This window comes from Curvibacter sp. GW821-FHT09D12, assembly GCF_059416245.1.
Window position 1 is genome coordinate 418,958 of the sequence record NZ_JBWKOU010000004.1, and the last position, 24,412, is coordinate 443,369.

Annotated in this window: 20 protein-coding genes; 6 read left to right on the forward strand and 14 right to left on the reverse strand. The window is 64.8% G+C overall.

All coding sequences use genetic code 11. The features are described 5' to 3' along the window. Positions 1-7 precede the first annotated feature (7 nt). The 4 genes from AC07PT_RS09125 to AC07PT_RS09140 all read right to left on the reverse strand — a co-directional run bounded on the left by AC07PT_RS09125 (position 8) and on the right by AC07PT_RS09140 (position 4,682). Positions 8-1,654 (reverse strand): methyl-accepting chemotaxis protein, encoded by a 1,647-nt coding sequence (locus AC07PT_RS09125; protein ID WP_494656489.1) that lies wholly within the window; start codon positions 1,652-1,654, stop codon positions 8-10. 161 nt (positions 1,655-1,815) lie between these two features. Beyond that, positions 1,816-3,126, reverse strand: coding sequence for a TRAP transporter large permease (locus AC07PT_RS09130; protein ID WP_492347000.1), 1,311 nt, complete (start codon positions 3,124-3,126; stop codon positions 1,816-1,818). A 30-nt stretch (positions 3,127-3,156) separates the two neighbouring features. Next, positions 3,157-3,690, reverse strand: a complete 534-nt coding sequence (locus AC07PT_RS09135) for a TRAP transporter small permease (RefSeq protein WP_494656490.1) — start codon at positions 3,688-3,690, stop codon at positions 3,157-3,159. Then, entirely contained in the window at positions 3,690-4,682 is a 993-nt protein-coding gene (locus tag AC07PT_RS09140) for a TRAP transporter substrate-binding protein (protein WP_494656491.1), read from the reverse strand. The genes AC07PT_RS09135 and AC07PT_RS09140 overlap by 1 nt, the downstream gene beginning before the upstream one ends. A gap of 147 nt (positions 4,683-4,829) precedes the next feature. Here AC07PT_RS09140 and AC07PT_RS09145 point away from each other — a divergent pair, with 147 nt between their 5' ends. Genes AC07PT_RS09145 through pcp form a run of 4 tightly spaced genes read left to right on the forward strand, consistent with a single transcriptional unit; the run spans position 4,830 to position 10,467 of the window. Continuing rightward, positions 4,830-5,378: a winged helix DNA-binding protein gene (locus AC07PT_RS09145; RefSeq protein ID WP_492347003.1), complete on the forward strand. Its 549-nt coding sequence runs from the start codon at positions 4,830-4,832 to the stop codon at positions 5,376-5,378. A 5-nt stretch (positions 5,379-5,383) separates the two neighbouring features. Next, the gene (locus AC07PT_RS09150; RefSeq protein WP_492347004.1) at positions 5,384-6,115 is read left to right on the forward strand and encodes an aspartate/glutamate racemase family protein; all 732 of its coding nucleotides are present in this window, start codon (positions 5,384-5,386) and stop codon (positions 6,113-6,115) included. Positions 6,116-6,117: 2 nt separating this feature from the next. Beyond that, entirely contained in the window at positions 6,118-9,810 is a 3,693-nt protein-coding gene (locus AC07PT_RS09155) for a hydantoinase B/oxoprolinase family protein (protein WP_494656492.1), read from the forward strand. Positions 9,811-9,825: 15 nt separating this feature from the next. Continuing rightward, the gene (gene pcp, locus AC07PT_RS09160) at positions 9,826-10,467 is read left to right on the forward strand and encodes a pyroglutamyl-peptidase I (protein ID WP_494656493.1); all 642 of its coding nucleotides are present in this window, start codon (positions 9,826-9,828) and stop codon (positions 10,465-10,467) included. Between the two features lie 60 nt (positions 10,468-10,527). On the opposite strand, the gene AC07PT_RS09165 is transcribed toward pcp, so the two are convergent. The 10 genes from AC07PT_RS09165 to gyrA form a co-directional block, all read right to left on the reverse strand. After that, the gene (locus AC07PT_RS09165; protein ID WP_494656494.1) at positions 10,528-10,863 is read right to left on the reverse strand and encodes a ComEA family DNA-binding protein; all 336 of its coding nucleotides are present in this window, start codon (positions 10,861-10,863) and stop codon (positions 10,528-10,530) included. 142 nt (positions 10,864-11,005) lie between these two features. Further along, positions 11,006-12,163, reverse strand: a complete 1,158-nt coding sequence (gene lapB / locus AC07PT_RS09170; protein WP_494656495.1) for a lipopolysaccharide assembly protein LapB — start codon at positions 12,161-12,163, stop codon at positions 11,006-11,008. Further along, positions 12,153-12,479, reverse strand: coding sequence for a LapA family protein (locus AC07PT_RS09175; RefSeq protein ID WP_492347009.1), 327 nt, complete (start codon positions 12,477-12,479; stop codon positions 12,153-12,155). Before AC07PT_RS09175 ends, lapB begins: the two co-directional genes overlap by 11 nt. 82 nt (positions 12,480-12,561) lie before the next feature. After that, positions 12,562-12,870, reverse strand: a complete 309-nt coding sequence (locus tag AC07PT_RS09180) for an integration host factor subunit beta (protein ID WP_027477601.1) — start codon at positions 12,868-12,870, stop codon at positions 12,562-12,564. Between the two features lie 79 nt (positions 12,871-12,949). After that, the gene (gene rpsA / locus AC07PT_RS09185) at positions 12,950-14,635 is read right to left on the reverse strand and encodes a 30S ribosomal protein S1 (protein WP_492347010.1); all 1,686 of its coding nucleotides are present in this window, start codon (positions 14,633-14,635) and stop codon (positions 12,950-12,952) included. A gap of 196 nt (positions 14,636-14,831) precedes the next feature. Continuing rightward, positions 14,832-16,844 carry a bifunctional 3-phosphoshikimate 1-carboxyvinyltransferase/cytidylate kinase gene (locus tag AC07PT_RS09190; RefSeq protein ID WP_494656496.1) on the reverse strand — a complete coding sequence of 671 codons (2,013 nt, stop codon included), beginning with the start codon at positions 16,842-16,844 and terminating at the stop codon, positions 14,832-14,834. After that, positions 16,844-17,722 (reverse strand): prephenate dehydrogenase, encoded by an 879-nt coding sequence (locus AC07PT_RS09195; RefSeq protein ID WP_492347012.1) that lies wholly within the window; start codon positions 17,720-17,722, stop codon positions 16,844-16,846. The genes AC07PT_RS09190 and AC07PT_RS09195 overlap by 1 nt, the downstream gene beginning before the upstream one ends. A 30-nt stretch (positions 17,723-17,752) precedes the next feature. Next, complete coding sequence (gene pheA, locus AC07PT_RS09200) at positions 17,753-18,859, reverse strand: prephenate dehydratase (protein ID WP_492347013.1); 1,107 nt, start codon at positions 18,857-18,859, stop codon at positions 17,753-17,755. A 25-nt stretch (positions 18,860-18,884) separates the two neighbouring features. Further along, the gene (gene serC / locus AC07PT_RS09205) at positions 18,885-19,991 is read right to left on the reverse strand and encodes a 3-phosphoserine/phosphohydroxythreonine transaminase (RefSeq protein ID WP_494656497.1); all 1,107 of its coding nucleotides are present in this window, start codon (positions 19,989-19,991) and stop codon (positions 18,885-18,887) included. A gap of 73 nt (positions 19,992-20,064) precedes the next feature. Beyond that, complete coding sequence (gene gyrA / locus AC07PT_RS09210; protein ID WP_494656498.1) at positions 20,065-22,719, reverse strand: DNA gyrase subunit A; 2,655 nt, start codon at positions 22,717-22,719, stop codon at positions 20,065-20,067. Between the two features lie 224 nt (positions 22,720-22,943). On the opposite strand from gyrA, the gene ompA reads away from it, so the two are divergent. Together ompA and ubiG are read left to right on the forward strand one after the other, a co-directional pair. After that, complete coding sequence (gene ompA, locus AC07PT_RS09215) at positions 22,944-23,597, forward strand: outer membrane protein OmpA (protein WP_494656528.1); 654 nt, start codon at positions 22,944-22,946, stop codon at positions 23,595-23,597. Positions 23,598-23,669: 72 nt separating this feature from the next. Beyond that, a complete protein-coding gene (ubiG, locus tag AC07PT_RS09220; RefSeq protein WP_494656499.1) occupies positions 23,670-24,404 on the forward strand; it encodes a bifunctional 2-polyprenyl-6-hydroxyphenol methylase/3-demethylubiquinol 3-O-methyltransferase UbiG in 735 nt (244 codons plus the stop codon). The last annotated feature ends 8 nt before the right edge of the window (positions 24,405-24,412 follow it).

The window sequence follows — 24,412 nt, forward strand, 5'->3', positions numbered from 1 at the left end:
GGGCGCCTCAACGGCCTTTCTGCAGGGTGAACTGCGCCATCGAAGCGCTCAGGCGGGTGGCCTGCTCGGTCAGGCTCTGAGCGGCGGCGGCGCCTTGTTCGACCAACGCGGCGTTCTGCTGGGTCATCTGATCCAGTTCGCCGATGGCTGAACTCACCCGGTGCAGTTCCTGCGTCTGCTCGGCGGTGGCGGCGCTCACTTCGGCCATCAGTGCGCTCACCTGCTGCACGCTGGCCACCAACTCATTCATGGTGCTACCCGCTGTGCCGACCAGGGTGGTACCGTCGCGCACCTTCTCGACGCTGGCACCGATCAGGTGCTTGATTTCGTGGGCCGCCGCGGCGCTGCGCTGGGCCAGGCTGCGCACCTCACCGGCCACCACGGCAAAGCCGCGGCCTTGTTCACCGGCCCGGGCGGCCTCGACGGCGGCGTTCAAGGCCAGGATATTGGTCTGGAAGGCAATGCCGTCGATCAGCCCCACGATTTCACCGATCTTCTGGCTGCGGGCCTGGATTTCGTTCATGGTGCCCACCACCTGCTGCACCACCGCCCCTCCGCGCCCGGCCACCTCGGTGGCAGCCCGCACCAGCGCCGTGGCCTGGTGGGTGTTCTCGGCATGGGTGCCGACCATGTGGCTGAGCTGGTCCATGCTGGCGGCGGTTTGTTGCAGCCGGCTGGCGGTGTGCTCGGTGCGTTGGCTCAGGTCCTGGTTGCCCAGGGCCACTTCAGCACTGGCCGTGTGGATGGACTCGCCCGCATCGCGCACTTCCACCACCACCTGGTTGAGGGCGCCCACCATCCGGTTCAGGGCTTGCAGCAGGCTGCCGATCTCGTCCTGGCGCTGGTGGTCCATGCGCACGGTCAGGTCGCCCGCAGCCACGCGGGCCGCGGCGCGCGAGGCCTCGGCCAGCGGCTGCACGATGGAGCGGCGCAGCAGCCAGGCACAGGCCGCAGCCAGCAACAGCACTGCTGCAACGGCGATGGCGCTGATCCATTGGGCGCGTTGGGCGTTGGCGATCATGCTGTCGGCATCGGCGCGCGCGCTGGCTTCCGACAGGCTCAGCAAGGTGTCCAGGCTGGTCAGGTAACTCTTCAGCACGGCCGCGTGATCGCTGATTTCCTTCTGGCTGATCACCTTGGACTCCAATGCGTTCTGCACCAGTTGTTGGCGCAGTTGCACATAGGCTGTCCGTTGCTTGAGGGCGCTCTCGACCGCCTGCTGGGTGGCGGCATCGGCACTGCCCGCCTGCTGCTGAATCGATTGGACCAGCGCATCGTCATGTTGCGCCTCGCTGCGCATTTCATTGGCCACCGGAAACACATCGTTCGAGCCCGTGGCCCGCAGCGCCAGTTCACCCAGCTTGATCGACTGGGTCTTCCAGTCGCGCACAGCGCGCTCCAGCGGCCAGCGTTGCTGGGCCAGACGCTGGGCCTGGGTGGTGGTGGCATCGCCGGTCAACCAGGTGGTTGCCCCCAGCAGGGCCACCGCCAGGCCCAGCAAGCCAAAGCTCAGGCCCAGCTTCTGGCCGATGCTGAAGCCATGGCGCGTGGTTGGGAGCGGCGGTGCTGAGGACCCCGGGTTGTGGCTCAAGGGGCTGTTGCCTGGCTCAGGGCTCAGGCGGGGGTGGGCGTGCGAGGCGATGAGTTGGGTCATGCGAAATCGGGCGGGAGGTGGGATGGAATCAACAAAAAAGAAACTGCCAGAACCATGCCAGGTGATGGGGGGGAGGGTCGTGGCTGGTGCCTCAAAGCAAACAGCCCCAGGTCGCCAGGGCAAGGCGACGCGGGGCTGTTGACCCAAGGCCGGGTGGGGGCCTATTTCTCTTTGCCCATCACCAGATCCGGCAGGATGGTGACGATGTCGGGGAACACTGTGATCAGCACGATGCACACCACCAGGCAGGCAAAGAAGGGGATTGCGGCCTTGGCGATCACGTTGCTGTCCTTGCCCGTCATGTTCTGCAACACGAACAGGTTGAAGCCCACCGGTGGCGTGACCTCGGCGATCTCAACCAGCAGCACAATGAAGATGCCGAACCAGACCAGATCGAAGCCCGCCTTCTGGATCATGGGCAGCACCACCGCGCTGGTGAGCACGATCATGCTGATGCCGTCCAGGGCCGTGCCCAACACCAGGTACACCACCACCAGCACGCTGATCAGCGCAAAGGGCGACAGGTGCATCGACTCGACCCACTCGGCCAGCTCGCGCGGGATGCCGGTGAACGCCATGGTCTTGGTCAGGAAGGCGGCGCCTGCCAGGATGAACATGATCATGCAACTGGTGCGCGTGGTGCCCATCAGCCCTTCCTTGAAGTTCTGCCAGGTCAGCGAGCGGCTCCACAAGGCCAGGCCCAGTGAGCCCATCACGCCGTAGGCTGCGCATTCGGTGGCGGTGGCATAGCCGGCAATCAGCACCCAGCAGATGAACACGATCAGGGCCGCACAAGGGATCAGGTTGCCCGATTGGCGCAGCTTCTGCATGAAGCTGCTGGGCGGGTCGGCTGCAGGCACCTTGTCGGGGTGGCGCAGGCTCCACCAGCCGATGTAGCCCGAGAACAGACCCATCAGCAAAAAGCCCGGCAGAAAGCCAGCCAGAAAGATGCGGATGATCGAAGCATCTGCCGCCACCGCGTACACCACCATGGTGATCGAGGGCGGAATCAGAATGCCCAGTGTGCCGGCCGTGGCCAGCGAGCCCAGGGCCAGCTTCTCGTCGTAGCCGCGTTTCATCAGTTCAGGCAAGGCCACTTTCGAGATCGTGGCGCAGGTGGCTGCAGACGAGCCGGACACCGAGCCAAAGATGCCGCACCCCAGGATGGTGGTGTGCATCAGGCGGCCGGGAACCCGGTTGAGCCAAGGGCGCAGGCCCTCGAACATTTCTTCGCTGAGCTTGGTCCGGAACAGGATTTCACCCATCCAGATGAACAGGGGCAGGGCCGCCAGCTCCCAACTGGCATTGCTTTCCCAGAAGGCTGAGAACAGGTTCTTGCCCGGCGCCGTGCTGGTGAAGAAAGCCTGACCGACCCAGCCGCAGATGGCCAGCGTCATGGCGATCCAGACGCCGCCCGACAGCAGCACCATCATGAGCAGCAGCAAGATGCCACCCACCATCAATATATCCATGTTGTACTTTCGTTATGGAGGGGGACGTGCTCAAACTTCGGACGAGAAGTCGCCGCGCGCATGGCGCTCTTCGACCTCGCGCACAAAGGTGGGCACGCCGCCGCGCAGCACGATCAGCAGTTCGTCCACCACGGCCACCAGCAGCAGCACCGAGCCGATGGCAAAGCTCATCTGCGGGATCCACATCGGGATGGGCAGCAGGCCTTGGGCAATGTCGTTGAACTCCCAGCTTTCGTAGGTGAACTGGCAGGCCGACCAGGCCAGGTAGGCCGTGGCCACCGAGCCGATCACCAGCGACAGGATCTCCAGCATGCGGCGCTGGCGGCTGGGTACCTTTTCCAGCAGCAGCGTCACACGCACAAAATCGCCGTGCTTGAAGGCATGGGGCATGGCAAAGAAGGCCGCAGCGGCACAGAACCAGGCCACCACGTCGTTCATGGCGCCGGTGCGCACGCCGAATTCACGCAGCACGCTCTGCGCGATCATCAGCACGCAGATCAGCGCGATGAAACTGGCGCCCAGGGCGCCACTGGCAAGGTAGAGGCGGTCGAGAAAGCGTCGCATCATTTCTTGGCCGCAGGGGCGGACTTGCGGTAGGCGGCAACAATGGCTTCACCGTCCGGGCCAGCCTTCTTGATCCAGTCGCTCAGCATGATGTCGCCCACCTGCTTGAGGTCAGCGGTCAGCTTGGCCGGCGGCGGCATGATCTTCATGCCCTTTTCGGCCAGGGCTTTTTTGTACCAGTCGTTCTTTTCCTGGCTCAAGGCCCAGCCGCGGGTCTCGGCTTCAGCGGCGGCCTTGGTCACCGCGGCCTGGGTGGCGGGGTCGAGGGCATCAAAGGATTTCTTGTTGACGATGATGGCGTCCTTGGGCAGCCAGGCCTGGGTGTCGTACCAGTACTTCAGGCTTTCGTAGGTCTTCGAGTCATAGCCCGTCGAGCCCGAGCTCATGTAGCTTTCAATCACGCCGGTGGCCAGGGCCTGCGACAGCTCGGCGGCCTGGATGGTCACGGGCTGGGCCCCGATCAGCTCAGCCACCTTGGCGGTGGCCGGGCTGTAGGCGCGCCACTTGATGCCGCGCAGGTCGGCCACCGAGGCGATCTCTTTCTTGGTGTAGATGCCTTGCGGGGGCCATGGCACGGTGTAGAGCAGCTTCATGCCCTGGGCATTCAGCAGCTTTTCCAGCACGGGCTTCTGGGCGTCATACAGGCGCTTGGATTCGGCGTACGACGAGGCCAGGAAAGGCACGCCGTCGGTGCCATAGATGGGGTTTTCGTTTTCGAAGTTGGCCAGCAGGATCTCACCGATCTGAGCCTGGCCCCCTTGCACGGCGCGCTTGATTTCGTTGGCCTTGAACAGCGAGGCATTCGCGTGCACAGTCAGCTTGAGCTTGCCGCCCGTGGCTTTGTCCACGTCCTGGGCAAAGTGGCTCAGGTTTTCGACATGAAAGTTGTTGGCGGGGTAGGCGGTGGGCAGATCCCATTTGGTCTGCGCCATGGTGGCGCCGGACGCCAGCACCAAACTGAGAGCCGTGAAAGAGAAATAGCGACGCTTCATGTGTGCTCCGGAAAAAAGTTTGACGTGAATGTAATCGGCCGGCAGATCGACATCATGGGGGTAATTACTTAATGTCAACAAAACGTTGGTAAATTGTCATGGTGCTGCCTACAATCTGAGCATGCAACATCAATGCCAACCGGGAGGATGACCATGACAGCCAAGCCCACCGCTTCCCCCGCAGGCGCCACCGAGCGCGCCCTCATTGTGTCCTCTGCGCATCTGGTTTCCGAGCAGAGCGCCGAGATGAGCGAGTTCGAGTTCGGGCTGGTGGTGGCTGGCAATGCATTCCACCGCTGGATCGTGCATTGCATGAGTGCCGCCGGGCTGAAGGACCTGACCCCGCTGGATGTGTTGGTGTTACATCACGTGACACATCGTGCCCGCAACAAGCGCCTGGCCGACATCTGTTTCATCATGAATGTCGAGGACACCCACCTCATCAACTACTCGTTGAAGAAGCTGCAGAACCTGGGGGTGGTGATGGCCAGCAAGAACGGCAAAGAAGTGACCTACGCCTGCACCGAAGAAGGGCTGGCCCGGGTGGCCCGCTACCGGGAGATCCGGGAGTCGTGCCTGATTGGTGCCTTGCAGGCCGACGATGCACTGAATCGGGACATCGGCGATCTGGCGCGGTTGCTGCGCGTGCTCTCGGGCATGTACGACCAGGCAGCCCGAGCGGCGGCCTCGCTGTGAACACCATGGCAGCGCCAAGACGGCTGGGCTTGATCCTGCTGGACACGCGCTTCCCGCGCTTGCCGGGCGACTTGGGGCGGCCCGACAGCTACCCCTGGCCCGTGATCACTCAGGTCGTGCCAGGCGCTGTGCCGGCCCAGGTGGTGTGCTCGGCGCAGGCCTTGCGTGACAGCGGGCTGGCTGAACGTTTTGTGGCAGCGGCGCGCCAATTGGTGGCTGACGGGGCGGATGCCATCACCACCAGCTGCGGCTTTCTGGTGCTGCTGCAGGCTCAGCTTCAGGCCTCGGTTCCCGTGCCGGTGCTGAGCTCCAGCCTGCTGGCCTTGCCCGCGCTGTTGGTCCGCCAGCCCCGTGTGGGGGTCTTGACCATCCGCGCCGATCGGCTGGGCCCCGAGCACCTGAGGGCCGCGGGGGTGCCTGCCGACCGCCTGGGCCACGTGGTCTTGCAAGACCTGCCCGAGGACGGGCATTTTGTGACCTCGATTCTGGGCAATGCCATCGCCCTTGACGAAGCCCGTGCCCGCCTCGAAGTGGTGCAGGCGGCGCAGGCTTTGCAGGCCCGGGCCCCGGATCTGCGCCAGGTGGTGTTGGAATGCACCAACCTGCCGCCCTATGCCCAGGCTGTGGCCGACGCCACAGCCTGGCAACTGAGTACCTTGCTGCAATCCCGTCGCCTGTTGGGCGATCGGGCGCTGGCGCAAGCCCCCTTCATCAACCCACTTGAAGCCGACTTCTGACCATGCAAGCCTCTGTCTCGACCCCTCCCCATCGCTGGCAATTCTGGATTGATCGTGGGGGCACCTTCACCGACATCGTGGCGCGCAAGCCACTGGCTGATGGGGGCTTTACCCTGGTCACGCACAAGCTGCTGTCTGAAAACCCCGAGCAATACCGCGATGCGGCAGTGGCGGGTATTCGCCATCTGCTGGGCTTGAAGGCCGGCGAGCCGATCACGCCCGAGCAGGTTGAATGCGTGAAGATGGGCACCACCGTGGCCACCAATGCGCTGCTGGAGCGCAAGGGCGAGCCCACGCTGCTGGTGACTACCCGGGGCTTTCGCGATGCCTTGCGCATCGCCTACCAGAACCGGCCGCGCCTGTTTGACCGCCACATCGTATTGCCCGAGTTGCTGTACACCGAGGTCATCGAAGCCGACGAGCGTGTGGGTGCTCAGGGTGAGCTGGTGCAGGCGCTCGACGAAGCCCGTCTGCGCGCCGACCTGCAGGCCGCTCACGACCGGGGGCTGCGCAGTGTCGCGATTGTCTTCATGCATGGGTACCGTTACACCGCCCACGAGAAAGCCGCCCAGGCCCTGGCGGCCGCGATCGGCTTCACGCAGATCAGCAGCTCCCACGAAACCAGCCCGCTGATGAAATTCGTCAGCCGTGGCGACACCACGGTGGTGGACGCCTACCTGTCGCCCATCCTGCGCCGCTATGTGGACCAGGTGGCCTCTGAAATGCCGGGTGTGCGCCTGTTCTTCATGCAGTCGTCGGGCGGTCTGACGGATGCCCACGTGTTCCAGGGCAAGGACGCGATCCTGTCCGGCCCGGCCGGGGGCATTGTGGGCATGGCCCGCACCGCCGGGCTGGCGGGGCACGACGATGTGATCGGTTTTGACATGGGGGGCACCTCCACCGATGTCAGCCACTTCCGGGGCGGCCTGCAAGGTGAATTTGAGCGCGAGTTCGAAACCCAGGTGGCCGGGGTGCGCATGCGCGCGCCCATGATGAGCATCCACACCGTGGCGGCTGGTGGCGGCTCGATCCTGCAGTTTGATGGCGCGCGCTTCCGGGTGGGCCCTGAAAGCGCCGGGGCCAACCCCGGCCCGGCCAGCTACCGCCGTGGCGGCCCCTTGGCCGTGACCGATGCGAACGTGATGGTGGGCAAGGTGCAGCCACGCTACTTCCCGTCGGTGTTCGGCCCGCAGGCCAACGAGCGGCTGGATGCCGAGGTGGTGCAGCAGCGCTTTGCCGAGCTGGCCCAGCGCGCCGGACGCACGGCCGAAGAGGTGGCCGAAGGCTTCATTCAGATCGCGGTACAGCAGATGGCCAATGCGATCAAGAAGATCTCGGTGGCGCGGGGCTATGACGTCACCCGCTACACCCTGCAGTGCTTTGGCGGTGCGGGCGGGCAGCACGCCTGCCTGGTGGCCGATGCCCTGGGCATGACTCGGGTGTTTGTGCACCCGCTGGCCGGTGTGTTGTCGGCCTATGGCATGGGCCTGGCCGACCAGAGCCTGATCCGCGAACAGGCGGTGGAATCGCGTCTGCAGGCCAAGGCCCTGCCCGACATCCAGGCCCGGCTGGACGCCCTGGCCCAGGGAGCTGAGACCGAGCTGGGCCGCCAGCAGGTCAGCGCTGGCGGCATCACCACCCACCGCCGCGTTCATGTGCGCTATGAGGGCAGCGATTCGGCCCTGGTGGTGGCATATAGGCCCGGCGACACGGCTGAGCAGACGCTGGCGGCCATCCAGGCGGGCTTCGAGCAGGCTTACCGGCAACGCTTTGCCTTCCTGATGGCGGGCAAGGGCCTGGTGGTCGAGGCCGTGTCGGTCGAATCGGTGGTGGCTGGCGATGCCCCTGCCGAGCCGCGCCATGCCCTGAACCCGGTGCGCGAGGTACCGCACCGCGAAACCGTGCGCATGTACTCGGGTGGCCAGTGGCACGATGCCGCCCTGGTGGTGCGTGAAGACCTGCGTCCGGGCGATGTGATCCCGGGGCCGGCCATCATTGCCGAGAAGAACGCCACCACCATCGTCGAGCCGGGTTGGGAGGCCGCGCTCACGGCCCTGGACCACCTGGTGCTGGAGCGCCGCGAGGCGCGGGCCATCACCTACGCGGCAGGCACCACGGCCGATCCGGTGCTGCTGGAAGTGTTCAACAACCTCTTCATGAACATCGCCGAGCAGATGGGGTTGCAACTGCAGAACACCGCCTATTCGGTGAACATCAAGGAGCGGCTGGATTTCAGCTGTGCCTTGTTCGATGCCGCAGGCAACCTGATTGCGAATGCCCCGCACATGCCGGTCCACCTGGGTTCGATGGGCGAGAGCATCAAGACCGTCATTCGCGAAAACGCCGGTCGCATGCAGCCCGGCGACGTGTATGCCCTGAACGATCCTTACCACGGCGGCACCCACCTGCCTGACGTGACCGTGATCACCCCGGTCTACCTGGGCCAGGCCGCCGACGAGCAGCCGCTGTTCTATGTGGGCTCGCGTGGGCACCACGCCGACATCGGGGGCATCACGCCCGGCTCGATGCCCCCGTTCTCGACCCGCATCGAAGAAGAGGGCGTGCAGATCAACAACTTCAAGCTGGTCGATCGTGGTGCCTTGCGCGAGGCCGAAATGGTGGCCCTGCTGCAAAGCGGCGAATACCCCAGCCGCAATCCGGCCCAGAACCTGGCCGACTTGAAAGCGCAGATCGCTGCCAACGAAAAAGGCGTGCAGGAGCTGCGCAAGATGGTGGCCCAGTTCGGGCTGGACGTGGTGCAGGCCTACATGGGCCACGTGCAGGACAACGCCGAAGAATCGGTGCGCCGGGCCATCACCCGCCTCAAGGACGGGCGCTTCACCCTGCCGCTGGACAATGGCGCCCAGATCGCCGTCAGCATCCGCGTGAACGGGGCCGAGCGCAGCGCCGAGATCGACTTCACCGGCACCAGTGAGCAGCAGATCAACAACTTCAACGCCCCCACGGCGGTCTGCATGGCCGCGGTGCTGTACGTGTTCCGGACCCTGGTGGACGACGACATCCCGCTCAATGCAGGCTGCCTGAAGCCGCTGAAGGTGATCATCCCCGAGGGCTCGATGCTGAGCCCCCGCCCGCCGGCCTCGGTGGTGGCGGGCAATGTGGAAACCTCCACCTGCATCACCAACGCCTTGATCGGCGCCCTGGGCCTGATGGGGGCCAGCCAGTGCACGGTGAACAACTTCACTTTCGGCAACGCACGCTACCAGTACTACGAAACCATCAGCGGTGGCAGCGGCGCCGGTGCGGTGTTTGATGCCCAGGGCCAGGTCACGGGCGGCTTCGACGGCACCAGCGTGGTCCAGACGCACATGACCAATTCGCGCATGACCGATCCAGAGGTGCTTGAGTTCCGCTACCCGGTGCGCCTGGAAAGCTATGAGATCCGCCAGGGATCGGGCGGTGCCGGGCGCTGGCATGGCGGCAACGGTGGCGTCCGCCGCTTGCGCTTCCTGGAAGACATGACCGCCAGCATCCTGTCCAACGGCCGCCTGCGCGGTGCCTTTGGCATGGCCGGTGGCGAGGCCGGTGCCGTGGGCGTGAATCGCGTGCTGCGCAGCGACGGTCGTGTCGAGACACTGGAGCACATCGGCCAGGCCGAGATGAAGGCCGGCGATGTGTTCGAGATCCAGACCCCCGGCGGCGGTGGCTACGGCCCGGCCGACGCGGCCCGCTGAAAAGGCAGGGCCACCATGTTCGGCACGGTCTTGCTCACAGGCTTCGAGCCCTTTGGTGGGGACCCGCTCAACCCCTCCTGGGAGGTGGCGCGCCAACTGGACGGCTGCGTGCTGGCCGGCGGGCAGCGTGTGCAGGCGCTGCAACTGCCCTGTGTTTTCAGCACGGCGTGGCCGGTGCTGCGCCAGGCCATCGAGGCCGGGCCTGCCCCCTCGCTGGTCATGGCGCTGGGCCTCGCGGCCTCACGCACCGAGTTGTGCATGGAGCGGGTCGCGCTGAATTGGGTGGATGCGCGCATCCCCGACAACGCGGGTGAGCAGCCGTTGGATCAGCCCATCCTGCCCGAGGCACCGCTGGCCTGGCGCAGTCGCCTGCCGGTGAAGGCCATGGTGCAGGCCATGCAGGCCGTGGGCGCACCTGCGGCGGTGTCCTATACCGCCGGCACCTTTGTGTGCAATCAATTGCTGTTTCTGTTGAGTGACTACCTGGAGCAGCACCCGGGCCTGCGTGGGGGCTTCATGCATGTGCCGCCGTTCGGCCATGAGGCAGGGCAGGGGGGCGTGCCCATCGACGTGCAGCTCAAGGCCGTGCAAGCGGCTCTGGAGGCCGCGCTGGCCCACCAGCACGATGCCGTGATGGTGGGGGGCACCCTCGACTGAAGGGGCCCGTGGGGTCAGATGGCCCCGTTTGGGGCTGCGACCTCACGGCGCTGAACAGCATCAGGGCTTGCTGCCCTCCGGCTGGGGTGTGCCGGGGTAGGCCTGACCCTGCACAGTCAGTCCTTGGTGTGAAAGCTGCCGGGCCCGGCGCGGGCCGATACCAGGCACGCGGCGGATCAGGTCCGACCAATCGGCGAAGGGGCTTTGCTGGCGCTGGCTCAGGATTTTTTGCGACAGGGCCGGCCCCACATGCAGCAGGCTGTCAAGCTGGGCCTCGCTGGCCTGGTTGATTTCGAGCTCGGCATGGGCCGTTGTCCCCAGAAACAGGCTCAGGGCCCAGGCGCCGAGCAGGGTGCGAATCAGTGGCCGGCAGCCGTGCCGCAACAGGTTGGACATGGGGGGCTCTCCAGGAGGTGGCGAAGCCTTTGATTAAAGGCGTGTTGCTGCCCCCCTGGGGGCTTGCACCGCCACGCCAATGGTGTGCGGTTGAAAACCCCGTTCAAGCGTCTTTCAGACAACGCCCGAGTGGACACTCAGCTCACAGTTCCTCGACCCGCTGGGCCGGGTAGCTGTCCCATGATTGGCAGCCCGGGCATTGCCAGAAGTACTGCTTGGCTTCAAAGCCGCATGCCGCGCAGCGGTAGCGGACCAGCGGCTTGGCCGCGTGGTCGAGGGCGCGTTGCACCTGGGGGTGGAACTGTTCGTGGCTGAGCTGCTCCCCGGCCAGCCAGCGCGCGGCGGCCACCAGTGAGGGCTCTTTGTCCAAGTGTTGCACGTAGCGCTCGCGGGCCACTTCACTTGGTACGCCCTGGGCCTGGCTCAGGGTGACCAGCGCTTCCAGCAGGTCCAGTGAGGGGTGTTCCTGGTAGATGGCGTCGAGCTGGGCCAGGGTTTCCGGGCCGCGCTTGGCGGCCTGGGCGCAGTCAGCCCACAGGGGCGCTGCCAGCGAGAGGTGGCTGGGGGCCACGCGGGCCATGTGCTGCAAGGTGTCGCAGGCGTCGCTGTGCTGGCCTTGCAGGGCCTGCAGGCGGGCCGTTTCGATGTAGGCGCGCGGGGCCTCGGGGGCTGTGGTGCGGGCTTCCGCCAAGCGTTCCAGCGCGCCCGGCACATCCTGTTGCGCCACCAGGCTGAGGGCCTGCTCACACAGGTAATGGGCCTGGCGGGCATTGAAGCGACCTTGGCCAGCCTGGTCCATGCGCTGGGCAATGCCGGCAGCCTGGGGCCAGTCGCGCGAGCGTTCGCAGATGGCCAGCAGGGCCAGGCGGGCCTGGCTCTCGAAAGGGGTGCCCTCCAGCTTGTGCAGCGCCGCTTCGGCACGGTCCAGCAGGCCGGCTTTCAGGAAGTCGAGGGCCAGCGCGTGCTGAGCACGCTCACGGTCGGTGCGACTCAGGTCGGCGCGGCTGAGCAGGTGCTCGTGCACGCGCACGGCGCGTTCGTACTCGCCACGCCGCCTGAACAGGTTGCCTAGGGCAAAGTGCAGCTCCGAGGTGTCCGGATCGTTTTGGACGGCTTCGATGAAGGCGTCGATGGCTTGATCCTGTTGCTCGTTCAGCAGAAAGTTCAGGCCCTTGAAATAGGCTTTGGGCGCCTGGCGGTTTTCCAGGCGCAATTGGCGGATATCGAAGCGTGAGGCGCCCCATCCCAGCACAAAGGCCAGCGGCAGGCCCAGCAAGAGCCAGCTGAGATCAAATTCCATGAGGGGGTTCGTGCTCGTCGACAGAGGGTGGGGGGGCCACCGGGGCTTGAGGAGGGGCTGCCTGGGCGGCCGGCTGTTGGGCGGTTTGATCCTGGTGCTTGCGTGCGGCACTGCGGTGTTTCCACCATCGGGGCACCATGCCCAGCACGCCCGCCACCACACCCAGCGTGAAGGCGGACAGTACCACCAGAACCAGCGGCGCCCGCCATTGGGTGCCGAAGAAGAAGTGGACGGTTGCGTCTTGCTGGTTGTTCAGCGCGAAGGCAAACAGGGTAAAAAAAATGGCTGCCTTGAGCAGCCACATGAGGTATTTCATTCATCTCCTCAGTGACGAGGAGATTCTAACGAGGGATGACCGGCATGCAGGCCTTGCTGCATCGTCGGGGCATCACTTTGGGTCACTTGGGCTCTTGGCCCAGTTCCTCGGTGCGCTTGTCCACGGCCTCACGCAGGGCCTTGCCCGGCTTGAAGTGGGGCACGCGCTTGCTCGGGATGGCCACGCTTTCGCCGCTGCGCGGGTTGCGACCCATGCGGGGCGGGCGGTGGTTGATCGAGAAGCTGCCGAAGCCACGGATCTCGATCCGGTGGCCACGCACCAGTGCATCGCCCAGGGCGTCAAGAATGGTCTTGACGGCGTGTTCGGCGTCCCGGTGTGTCAATTGGCTGAACCGGTTGGCCAGCTCTTCAACAAGGTCGGATCGGGTCATGGGTTCAGTCTGAAAAAGAAAAAGGGCCGGTTTTGCAACATGTGCAAAACCGGCCCCGGGGCCGGCTGATCCGTCAGGATCAGTTGTTGCCGCCGTCCAGCTTGGCGCGCAGCAGAGCGCCCAGGCTGGTGGTGCCGGCGCTTTCGCGGGCCGATTGCTGGCTCAGCGAAGCCATGGCTTCTTGCTGGTCAGCAGCGTCCTTGGCCTTGATCGACAGCTGGATGTTGCGGGTCTTGCGATCCACGTTCACCACCACAGCGGTCACTTCGTCGCCTTCCTTCAGCACGTTGCGAGCGTCTTCCACGCGGTCACGCGAGATTTCGCTGACGCGCAGGTAGCCGACGATGTCTTCGCCCAGATCGATTTCAGCGCCACGGGCATCAACCGTCTTGACCTTGCCGGTCACGGTCTGGCCCTTGTCGTTCACGGTCACGAAGGTGGTGAACGGGTCGGAGTCGAGCTGCTTGATGCCCAGGGAGATGCGTTCGCGGTCCACGTCCACGGCCAACACGATGGCTTCGACTTCTTGGCCCTTCTTGTAGTTGCGGACAGCGGCTTCGCCAGCTTCGTTCCACGACAGGTCGGACAGGTGAACCAGGCCGTCGATGCCGGCAGCCAGACCCACGAACACGCCGAAGTCGGTGATCGACTTGATCGGGCCCTTGACGCGGTCGCCGCGCTTGGTGTTTTGCGCGAACTCTTGCCACGGGTTGGCCTTGCACTGCTTCATGCCCAGGCTGATGCGGCGCTTGTCTTCGTCGATTTCCAGAACCATGACTTCGACTTCGTCGCCCAGGGTGACCAGCTTGCTGGGGGCGATGTTCTTGTTGGTCCAGTCCATTTCGGAGACGTGCACCAGGCCTTCGATGCCGGGTTCGAGTTCAACAAACGCGCCGTAGTCGGCGATGTTGGTGATCTTGCCGAACAGGCGAGTGCCTTGCGGGTAGCGACGGTTGACGCCCATCCAAGGATCGTCGCCCATTTGCTTGAGGCCCAGGGACACGCGGTTCTTTTCGGTGTCGAACTTGAGGATCTTGGCAGTGATCTCTTGGCCAGCTTGCACCACTTCGCTCGGGTGGCGGACACGGCGCCATGCCATGTCTGTGATGTGCAGCAGACCGTCGATGCCGCCCAGGTCAACGAATGCACCGTATTCGGTGATGTTCTTGACCACGCCATTGACGATGGAGCCTTCTTTCAGGGTTTCCATCAGCTTGGCGCGCTCTTCGCCCATCGAGGCTTCGACCACGGCACGGCGCGACAGCACGACGTTGTTGCGCTTGCGATCCAGCTTGATGACCTTGAATTCCAGGGTCTTGTTTTCGAAGGGCGACAGGTCCTTGATCGGACGGGTGTCGATCAGCGAACCCGGCAGGAAGGCGCGGATGCCGTTGACCAGGACGGTCAGACCGCCCTTGACCTTGCCGCTGGTGGTACCGGTGACGAATTCGCCGGATTCCAGGGCCTTTTCCAGGGCCAGCCACGAGGCCAGACGCTTGGCCTTGTCGCGCGACAGGATGGTGTCGCCGTAGCCGTTTTCGATGGCGTCGATGGCCACCGACACGAAGTCACCCACTTGGACTTCGACTTCGCCCTTGTCGTTCTTGAACTCTTCCAGAGGCACATAGGCTTCCGACTTGAGGCCAGCGTTCACGACCACGAAGCTGTGCTCGATGCGCACGACTTCGGCGGTAATGACTTCGCCTGCACGCATTTCAGAGCGTTGCAGAGATTCTTCAAAAAGGGCGGCAAAAGATTCAGACATGAAATTTCCTAGTCCGCAAGCAGGAAATGCGAAGGCACCATTGCCATCGCTAGGGGCTGATTGCGGCGGTTTTTTGCGGGCTGACCCGCGGGTTACGTTGACGAACCCCACCGCCTGTGCGCTGACGCGCGAAGGGGGCTGTGGGGGCCTTCACCGGCCGTGCTATGACAATGACAATCGCGCGGCTCGGTTTTGCTCAGGTGGCGGCTGTGGGGCCGATGGCCTGGCGTTGCAGCCAGCCTTTCAACACCTGAGACACCGATTCTTCGATGGTCAACTCGGAGTTGTCGAGCAACTGCGCATCAGGCGCGGGCTTCAAAGGGGCGACGGCCCGGTTTTGATCCCGGGCGTCACGGGCTTCGAGGTCCGCGCGCAACTCGCTGAGATTAGCAGAGATCCCTTTTGAAATCAATTGCTTGTAGCGGCGCTCGGCGCGGCAGGCCGCGCTGGCCGTCATGTAGAGCTTGTAGGGGGCGTCTGGAAAGATCACCGTGCCCATGTCGCGGCCGTCGGCCACCAGACCCGGCAGGGCGCGGAAGCTGTGCTGCAGGTCCACCAGGGCCAGGCGCACTGCGGGCAGGGCCGAGACCTTGGAGGCGTTCATGCCGGCTTCTTCGGTGCGGATGGCTTCGGTCACATCGTCGTTGCCGAGCCACACCTTGCCATCGTCAAAGCGCACCGGCAGGGTGCGGGCCAGCTCGGCAATCGCTGTTTCGTGCTCGGTGCTGATGGTCAGGCCGGCGCGCAGCGCGGCCAGCGCGGTGATGCGGTACATGGCCCCCGAATCCAGAAAGTGGTAGCCCAGGCGGGCGGCCACCGCCGCTGCCACGGTGCCCTTGCCCGAAGCCGTGGGGCCGTCGATGCAGATCACCGGGATGCGTTGGGCCGGGGTGCTGACCAGGTCGAACAAGGCCTCGAAATAGTCCGGGAAGGTCTTGGCCACGCACTTGGGGTCTTCGATGCGCACGCTGACGCCATCGGGGTTGAAGGCCGCCAGCGAGAAGCACATGGCCACGCGGTGATCGTCGTAGGTGTGGATGCTGGCGCTGCGCCATTGGCCGGCGGGCAGTGGGTGCACGCGCAGCCAGTCGGGGCCTTCTTCGACCGTGGCGCCCAGCTTGCCCAGTTCGGCTGCCATGGCGGCGATGCGGTCGGTTTCCTTGACACGCCAGCTCGCGATGTTGCGCAAGGTGGTCGGGGCGTCGGCATACAAGGCCATCACGGCCAGTGTCATGGCGGCGTCGGGGATGTGATTGCAGTCGAGGTCGATGCCCTTCAGCGGCCAGTGTTGGCGCGAGATCTCCAGCCAGTTGGCCCCGCCATCCACCTGGGCGCCCATCAGGCGTGCTGCCTCTACAAAACGGATGTCGCCCTGGATTGAGTCCAGCCCCACGCCCTGGATACGCACCTTGCCGCCCACCTGATGGGGCTGGGCCAGGGCGCCCAGCGCCACAAAATAGCTGGCCGAAGAAGCATCGGCTTCGACGTGGATGTCACCGGGCGACTGGTAGCGGCTGCCCGCCGGGATCGTGAAGCGGGCCCAGCCCTCGCGCTGCACCTGGATGCCGAAACGTTGCAGCAGGTTGAGTGTGATCTCGATGTAGGGCTTGCTGATCAGCTCGCCCACCACCTCGATCACGATGTTCTGCGTGGCCGCCAGCGGCAGGGCCATCAGCAGGGCCGTGAGGAACTGGCTGGACACATCGCCTCGCACGGGGATGGGGCGATCGAGCTGAAGCTTGGGCGGGTGGATGTGCAGCGGGGGGTAGCCCTCATTGCCGGTGTAGTCGATCTGGCAGCCGAGCTCGCGCAGGGCGTCGACCAGGTCGCCGATCGGGCGCTCGTGCATGCGCTTCACGCCGCTCAGCTCGAAATCACCGCCCAGCAGGGCCAGCGCGGCCGTGAGCGGACGCATGGCGGTGCCGGCATTGCCCATGAAGAGCTTGGCCTGGCGTTGACCCAGTTGCCCGCCCAGGCCGTCGATCTCGAGCACGCTGCCTTGCTGGCGCAGGCCGCAGCCCAGAGTGCGCAGCGCATCGAGCATCACGCGGGTGTCGTCCGAATCGAGCAGATCATGGATGCGCGTGGTGCCCGCGCTCAGGGCCGCCAGCAGCAGCACGCGGTTGGAGATGCTTTTCGAGCCGGGCAGGGTGACGGCGCCGCCAGCACTGGCGAGCGGGGGCAGGTCGAGGAATTCGGTGCTGAACATTATTTGGCGGTGCGGGGGGCTGCCAGGCGCCATTGGGCACGGACCTGGCTGGCGCGGTCGATGAGGGATTCCAGGGCGGGGCCCTGATCGGCTTCAAGTTGGGCTTCAAACTCGGCCAGTGCGGCCTTGAAGTGGCGCATCTGGGTCAACAGCTCTTGCCGGTTGGAGCGCAGGATGTCGCGCCACACCTTGGGGTCGCTGGCCGCAATGCGGGTGAAATCCCGGAACCCGGGGCCACCCAAGGCCAGAAAATCGTCACCCGTCGGCTGGTTGGCAATGCCGTTGATGTATGCAAACGCCAGCAGGTGGGGCAGATGGCTGACCGCCGCAAAGGCGGCATCGTGCTGCTCGGGCGACATGTGGATTACCTGCGAGCCGATCGCCGTCCACACCGTGGCGGCCTTTTGAAGGTGGGCCGTCAGCGTCTTTTCGAGCGGGGTCAGGATGACCTGGCGGCCTTTGTACAGGTCGGCGTCGGCATGCTCGATGCCCGACACCTCTTTGCCTGCAATCGGATGGGCCGGCACAAACGAGCCGATCTGGTCGCGCAAGGCCGTGCGGGCCGCTTGCACCACGTCGGTCTTGGTGGAGCCCACGTCCATGATCAGCATGTCGGGCGTGACCAGGTGCTTGATGGCCTTGAGCGTGGCCTCGGTGGCCGACACCGGCACCGCCACGATCACGATGTCGGCCCCGGCCACGGCCAGCAGTGCCGAGGGTGCGGCCAGGTCGATCACGCCCATCTGGCGGGCTTTTTCGGTGGTGGAGGGCGACTTGCTGTAGCCCACCACCCGCTTGACCAGGCCTGCACGCTTGAGGGCCAGCGCAAACGAGCCGCCCATCAGGCCGCAGCCGATCAGGCCCAGTTGCTCAAACATGGCCTGCTCCGGTGTGGGGTGTGGGCGTCATCAGGCAGCCCCGACGGGGTAGGAGCCCAGCACCTTGTAGAAGGCGCACAGGCCGCTCAGCTCTTCGAGGGCCTTGGCCACGTTGGGTTGCGAGGGGTGGCCATCGAGGTCGATGTAGAAGTAGTACTCCCAGTGGCCGGTGCGGGCCGGGCGCGATTCAAAGCGGGTCATCGACACGCCATGGGTCTTCAGCGGCACCAGCAGGTCGTGCACTGCGCCGGGCCGGTTGGGCACCGAAACCACCAGGCTGGTGCAGTCGCGGCCCGTGGCAGGTGGGGTGGCCAGGGTCTGCGGCAAGGCGATCACGGCAAAGCGCGTGCGGTTGTAGGCCTCGTCCTGGATGGCGTGGGCCACGATGTGCAGGCCGAACAAGGTGGCGGCGCGCTCGCTGGCCAGGCCGGCCCAGGCCGGGTTGGTGGCCGCTAGGCGGGCGCCCTCGGCGTTGCTGGACACCGGGCGGCGTTCGGCATGGGGCAGGTGCTTGGACAGCCAGGCCTGGCACTGGGCCAGAGCCTGCGGGTGGGCCAGCACGGCTTCGATGCCATCGAGCGAGGCGCTCTGACGCAGCAGGTTGTGCCGCACCAGCAGGCTGACCTCGCCGATCACATGGGTGGGGGTGTGCAGGAACAGGTCGAGCGAGCGGGTGACCACGCCTTCGACCGAGTTTTCGACCCCCACCACGCCGTACTGGGCGCTGCCCGCGGCCGTGGCGTGGAACACCTCGTCAAAGTTGGCGCAGTACATCAGGTCGGCGGCACCGCCAAAGAACTCGATGGCGGCCTGCTCGCAAAAGGTGCCGGCAGGGCCCAGCACGGCCACGCGCTGCGGCGACTCCAGGGCCAGGCAGGCCGACATGATCTCGCGCCAGATGGCGGCCACATGCTCATCCTTGAGCGGGCCGGGGTTGGCGGTCTTGATCTTTTCGATCACCTGGGCCACGCGGTCGGGGCGGAAGAAGGGCGTGCCTTCGCGCTTCTTGACCTCGCCCACCTGTTCGGCCACATGGGCACGCTGGTTGAGCAGGCTGAGCAGTTGCTGGTCGAGCGAGTCGATCTGGACGCGCAACTCACCCAGGGTGGGCAAAGGGGCGTTGGAGGGCTGGGTCATGGCGGTGTCTCTGGGCTTGGGGCGCTCAGGCCTTGGTTTTTTCGAATTCGCGCAGGTAGTCGACCAGCGCCTGCACGCCGGCCAGCGGCATGGCGTTGTAGATGCTGGCCCGCATGCCGCCCACCGACTTGTGGCCCTTGAGCTGCAGCAGCCCGCGTGCCTTGGCGCCGGCCAGGAAGGCGTCGTTCAGTGATTCGTCGCGCAGGCGGAAAGGCACGTTCATGCGCGAGCGGCCTTCGAGGGCCACCGGGTTGGTGTAGAGCTGCGACCGGTCGAGGAAGCCGTACAGCAGCTCGGCCTTGGCCTTGTTGCGGGCCTCCATGGCGGCCACGCCGCTCAGGCCGGCTTCGGTCTGGCGCTTGAGCCATTGGAAGGTCAGGCCGGCGATGTAGATGCCGTAGGTGGGTGGCGTGTTGTACATCGACTGGTTGTCGGCCACCAACTTGTAGTCAAAAGCGCTCGGGCAGGCCTTGAGCGCATGGCCCAGCAGGTCTTCGCGCACCACCACCAGGGTCAGGCCGGCGGGGCCGATGTTCTTCTGTGCGCCGCCAAAGGCCATGCCCACGCGGCTCCAGTCGACCGGGCGCGACGCGACGTGCGACGAGAAATCGATCACCAGCGGGGCGTCGCAGCCCAGGGCCTTCAGATCGGGCAGCTCTTGAAACTCCACGCCGTGGATGGTCTCGTTGCTGCACAGGTGCACATAACGCGGCGCCTTGCTGAGCTGCCAGCTGGCCGGGGCCGGCAGGCTGGTGTGGCCGTCGGCCTGGTTGCTGGCGGCAATGTGCACCTCGCAGTACTTGCCCGCTTCTTTCTGGCTTTTGTCGCTCCAGGCGCCGGTCACCACAAAATCAGCCGATTCGCCGCGAGACAGGTTCAGCGGCACGATGGCGTTCTCAGCCAGGCCACCGCCCTGCATGAACAGGATCTTGAAGTTCGCCGGCACCGCCAGCAACTCGCGCAGGTCGGCTTCGGCCTGTTCGTAGATGCTGATGAACTCTTTGCCGCGGTGGCTCATCTCCATGACGCTCATGCCGCTGCCGTGCCAGTCGAGCATTTCGGCGGCAGCTTGCTGCAGCACCTCTTCGGGGATCGCGGCCGGGCCGGCCGAGAAGTTGTAGGGACGCGTCATGAACAGAACCTGTAACAAAAAGACCCGGGGCCCAGCGGGCCCCGGCGGGTGGGCATCAAAGGGCGCTTGCGGGTCAGGCCTCGCCGGTGGGCTCAGTACCCTCTTCGCCGTCGGCACTGTCTGTGCCATCGGCTGCCGGGGCATTGGCATCGTTTTCAACAATGCGCTGCAGGCCGGACAGGCGTGAGCCTTCGTCCAGCGCGATCAGGGTCACGCCTTGGGTGGCACGGCCCAGTTCGCGGATCTCGCCCACGCGGGTGCGCACCAGCACGCCCTTGTCGGTGATCAGCATGATCTCGTCATCGGCATGCACCAGCGTGGCGGCTACCACCTTGCCGTTGCGCTCGCTTTGCTGGATGGCAATCATGCCCTTGGTGCCGCGACCGTGGCGGGTGTACTCGGTGATCGAGGTGCGCTTGCCGTAACCGTTTTCGGTGGCGGTGAGCACGCTTTGCTGCTCGTCTTCGGCCACCAGCATGGCGATCACGCGCTGGTGTTCTTCGAGCATCATGCCGCGCACGCCGCGCGTCTGACGGCCCATCTGGCGCACGTCGTTTTCGTCAAAGCGCACCGCCTTGCCGCCGTCGCTGAACAGCATCACGTCGTGCTTGCCGTCGGTCAGCGCAGCACCGATCAGAAAATCGCCCTCGTCCAGGTTCACGGCAATGATGCCGCCCTTGCGCGGGTTGCTGAACTCGTCCAGCGGGGTCTTCTTCACGGTGCCCATGCTGGTGGCCATGAAGATGAAGTGATCGGCCGGGAAGCTGCGGTTTTCACCGGTCAGCGGCAGCACCACGTTGATCTTTTCGCCTTCGGCCAGCGGGAACATGTTGACGATCGGGCGGCCACGCGAGCCGCGCGAACCGGCCGGTACCTCCCACACCTTGAGCCAGTACATGCGGCCCCGGTTGGAGAAGCACAGGATGTAGTCGTGCGTGTTGGCAATGAAGAGCTGGTCAATCCAGTCGTCTTCCTTGGTGGCGGTGGCCTGCTTGCCGCGGCCCCCCCGCTTTTGCGAGCGGTACTCGGACAGCGGCTGGCTCTTGATGTAGCCGCTGTGGCTGAGCGTGACCACCATGTCGGTGGGCGTGATCAGGTCTTCGGTGCTCAGGTCTTGGGCGCTGTGCTCGATCTCGCTGCGGCGGGCGCCCAGCTTGGTCTGGCCGAACTCGGTCTTCACCACGCTCAGTTCGTCGCCGATGATGGTCGACACGCGCTCTGGCTTGGACAGGATGTCGAGGAAATCATCGATCTCGGCCATCACGTCCTTGTACTCGGCCACGATCTTGTCCTGCTCAAGGCCGGTCAGGCGCTGCAGTCGCATCTGCAGAATCTCTTGGGCCTGGGTTTCAGATAGGCGGTACAGGCCGTCTGCCTGCATGCCGAACTGCAGCTCCAGCCCGTCGGGGCGGTAATCGTCGGCGTTGACCACGCCACCATCGGCACGGGTACGGGTCAGCATCTCGCGCACCAGCTTGCTGTCCCAGCTCTTGAGCATCAGCTCGGCCTTGGCCACCGGCGGGGTGGGGGCGTTGCGGATGATGGCGATGAAATCGTCGATGTTGGCCAGCGCCACGGCCAGGCCTTCCAGCACGTGGCCGCGCTCGCGGGCCTTGCGCAGGTTGAAGATCGTGCGGCGTGTCACCACCTCGCGGCGGTGCTGCAGGAAGACCTCGATCAGGTCCTTCAGGTTGCAGAGCTTGGGCTGGCCATCGATCAGGGCCACCATGTTCATGCCGAAGGTATCCTGCAGCTGGGTCTGCTTGTACAGGTTGTTCAGCACCACCTCGGGCACTTCACCGCGCTTGAGCTCGATCACCAGGCGCATGCCTGATTTGTCGGACTCATCCTGGATGTGGCTGATGCCCTCGATCTTCTTTTCGTGAACCAGCTCGGCCATGCGCTCTTGCAGAGTCTTCTTGTTCACCTGGTAGGGCAGCTCGTCCACGATGATGGCCTGGCGCTGGCCGCGGTCGATGTCTTCAAAGTGGCAGCGCGCGCGCATCACCACCTTGCCGCGCCCCGTGCGGTAGCCGTCCTTGACGCCGTTGATGCCGTAAATAATGCCGGCCGTTGGGAAGTCAGGCGCCGGGATGATCTCCATCAGGTCATCCACCGTGGTCTCGGGGTGGCGCAGCATGTGCAGGCAGGCATCCACCACCTCATTGAGGTTGTGCGGCGGGATGTTGGTCGCCATGCCCACCGCGATACCGGCCGAGCCGTTCACCAGCAGGTTGGGCAAGCGGCTGGGCAGCACCAGGGGTTCTTTTTCGCTGCCGTCGTAATTGGGCCCGAAATCGACGGTTTCCTTGTCGATGTCAGCCAGCATCTCGTGGGCGATCTTGGCCAGGCGGATTTCGGTGTACCGCATCGCTGCCGCGTTGTCGCCGTCCACCGATCCAAAATTACCTTGACCATCCACCAACATATGGCGCAGGGAAAAATCCTGGGCCATGCGCACAATGGTGTCGTACACCGCGCTGTCACCGTGCGGGTGGTATTTACCGATCACGTCGCCCACGATACGCGCCGACTTCTTGTAGGGCCGGTTCCAGTCGTTGTTCAACTCGTGCATGGCAAAAAGCACGCGCCGGTGAACTGGCTTCAAGCCGTCTCTGGCATCGGGCAGCGCACGCCCCACAATCACGCTCATCGCGTAATCGAGGTAGCTGCGCCGCATTTCCTCTTCGAGACTGATGGGCAGAGTTTCTTTGGCGAACTGGGTCATGAGAGGTGGTGTTTGCGGCAGGAAAGGCTCATTTTACGGGCAACGCCCTGTCGCGAACTAGCAACAAACCGTGCATATTGCGCGCTTGTCCTGCACGCAGCTTGAGCCAGACCCTGAGCCGTGGCGAACGGGTGTGGCACAATTTAAACAACGTTTTTGGTGGTGGTCACTGGAAGCGTACGTATTTGCCGCGCGGCTGCGGCTTTTTCCCCAAGAGGAGAACCATGAAGAAACTGAACAAAGTGGCGATGTTGTTTGCCTCCGCTGCCCTTGCAACCGCTGCTGGCGCTCAAACCGTCGACAACTGGAAAAACGGCACCGGCGAACTCGTCTGGAAGAACGGCACCAACGAACTGTGCTGGCGTGATGCCAACTGGACCCCGGCAACTGCCGTGGCTGGTTGCGATGGCGCTATCGCTCCGAAGGCTGCTCCGGCTGCCGCTCCTGCTGCTGCCCCCGCAGCTGCTCCGGCCGCTCCGAAGGCTGCCGCTCCTGCTGCCGCACCGGCCGCAGTGGCTGCAACCAAGGTGACCTACGCTGCTGACGCTTTCTTCGACTTCGACAAGTCGGTTCTGAAGGCTGAAGGCAAGGCCAAGCTGGACGATCTGGTCGGCAAGGTCAAGGACATCAACCTGGAAGTCATCATCGCCGTCGGTCACACCGACTCGGTGGGCTCGGTGGCCTACAACCAGAAGCTGTCGGTTCGCCGCGCTGAAGCCGTGAAGGCTTATCTGGTGTCCAAGGGCATCGAAAAGAACCGCGTGTACACCGAAGGCAAGGGCAAGAGCCAGCCTGTGGCTGACAACAAGACCGCCGAAGGCCGCGCCAAGAACCGTCGCGTGGAAATCGAAGTGGTTGGCACCCGCGCCGCCAAGTAATCCCCTTCGGGTTACAACAAAAAGCCCCGGCAACGGGGCTTTTTTTATGTCTGCTTGAATCACAATTGCCCCATGACTGAAGCACAGACCTCCGCGCCCACCCTCAATGCCGACCCGGCCGAACTGGCCAAGTTTTCAGATCTGGCCCACCGCTGGTGGGACCCCGAGAGCGAGTTTCGCCCCCTGCACCAGCTCAACCCGCTGCGCCTGGACTGGATCAACGCCCAGGCCCCGCTGGTCGGGCGCAAGGTGGTCGACATCGGCTGCGGCGGCGGCATTCTGTCGGATTCGATGGCCCGCAAAGGCGCCGACGTGCTGGGCATCGACCTCGCCTCGAAGGCGCTGCGCGTGGCCCAATTGCACGCACTCGAAGCTGGCACCACCGGCGTGCAATACCGAGAAATCAGCGCCGAAGCCCTGGCCCTGGAGCAACCCGGCCAGTTTGACGTGGTCACCTGCATGGAAATGCTTGAGCACGTACCCGACCCCGCTTCGGTTGTGCAAGCCTGCGCCACCCTGGTCAAGCCCGGCGGGCATGTGTTCTTCTCCAGCATCAACCGCAATGCCAAGGCCTTTTTGCTGGCCATCGTGGGCGCCGAATACGTGCTGAACCTGCTGCCCCGCGGCACCCACGAATACGCCAAGTTGGTGCGCCCCAGCGAGCTGGCCGCCTACTCGCGTGCCGCCGGCCTTGATTGGCAGCAAACCCGCGGCCTGGGCTACAACCCGCTCACCCGCCGGTACTGGCTGAACGACGACACCAGCGTGAACTACATGGTCTCGACCCGCCGCTCCGCCGCCGCCTGAAGCAGAAG

Bases quoted from the DNA above. Each gene is read 5' to 3' on its own strand.
- AC07PT_RS09125 (WP_494656489.1), bottom strand. From the start codon at position 1,654: ATGACCCAACTCATCGCCTCGCACGCCCACCCCCGCCTGAGCCCTGAG.
- AC07PT_RS09130 (WP_492347000.1), bottom strand. From the start codon at position 3,126: ATGGATATATTGATGGTGGGTGGCATCTTGCTGCTGCTCATGATGGTG.
- AC07PT_RS09135 (WP_494656490.1), bottom strand. From the start codon at position 3,690: ATGCGACGCTTTCTCGACCGCCTCTACCTTGCCAGTGGCGCCCTGGGC.
- AC07PT_RS09140 (WP_494656491.1), bottom strand. From the start codon at position 4,682: ATGAAGCGTCGCTATTTCTCTTTCACGGCTCTCAGTTTGGTGCTGGCG.
- AC07PT_RS09145 (WP_492347003.1), top strand. From the start codon at position 4,830: ATGACCATGACAGCCAAGCCCACCGCTTCCCCCGCAGGCGCCACCGAG.
- AC07PT_RS09150 (WP_492347004.1), top strand. From the start codon at position 5,384: ATGGCAGCGCCAAGACGGCTGGGCTTGATCCTGCTGGACACGCGCTTC.
- AC07PT_RS09155 (WP_494656492.1), top strand. From the start codon at position 6,118: ATGCAAGCCTCTGTCTCGACCCCTCCCCATCGCTGGCAATTCTGGATT.
- pcp (WP_494656493.1), top strand. From the start codon at position 9,826: ATGTTCGGCACGGTCTTGCTCACAGGCTTCGAGCCCTTTGGTGGGGAC.
- AC07PT_RS09165 (WP_494656494.1), bottom strand. From the start codon at position 10,863: ATGTCCAACCTGTTGCGGCACGGCTGCCGGCCACTGATTCGCACCCTG.
- lapB (WP_494656495.1), bottom strand. From the start codon at position 12,163: ATGGAATTTGATCTCAGCTGGCTCTTGCTGGGCCTGCCGCTGGCCTTT.
- AC07PT_RS09175 (WP_492347009.1), bottom strand. From the start codon at position 12,479: ATGAAATACCTCATGTGGCTGCTCAAGGCAGCCATTTTTTTTACCCTG.
- AC07PT_RS09180 (WP_027477601.1), bottom strand. From the start codon at position 12,870: ATGACCCGATCCGACCTTGTTGAAGAGCTGGCCAACCGGTTCAGCCAA.
- rpsA (WP_492347010.1), bottom strand. From the start codon at position 14,635: ATGTCTGAATCTTTTGCCGCCCTTTTTGAAGAATCTCTGCAACGCTCT.
- AC07PT_RS09190 (WP_494656496.1), bottom strand. From the start codon at position 16,844: ATGTTCAGCACCGAATTCCTCGACCTGCCCCCGCTCGCCAGTGCTGGC.
- AC07PT_RS09195 (WP_492347012.1), bottom strand. From the start codon at position 17,722: ATGTTTGAGCAACTGGGCCTGATCGGCTGCGGCCTGATGGGCGGCTCG.
- pheA (WP_492347013.1), bottom strand. From the start codon at position 18,859: ATGACCCAGCCCTCCAACGCCCCTTTGCCCACCCTGGGTGAGTTGCGC.
- serC (WP_494656497.1), bottom strand. From the start codon at position 19,991: ATGACGCGTCCCTACAACTTCTCGGCCGGCCCGGCCGCGATCCCCGAA.
- gyrA (WP_494656498.1), bottom strand. From the start codon at position 22,719: ATGACCCAGTTCGCCAAAGAAACTCTGCCCATCAGTCTCGAAGAGGAA.
- ompA (WP_494656528.1), top strand. From the start codon at position 22,944: ATGAAGAAACTGAACAAAGTGGCGATGTTGTTTGCCTCCGCTGCCCTT.
- ubiG (WP_494656499.1), top strand. From the start codon at position 23,670: ATGACTGAAGCACAGACCTCCGCGCCCACCCTCAATGCCGACCCGGCC.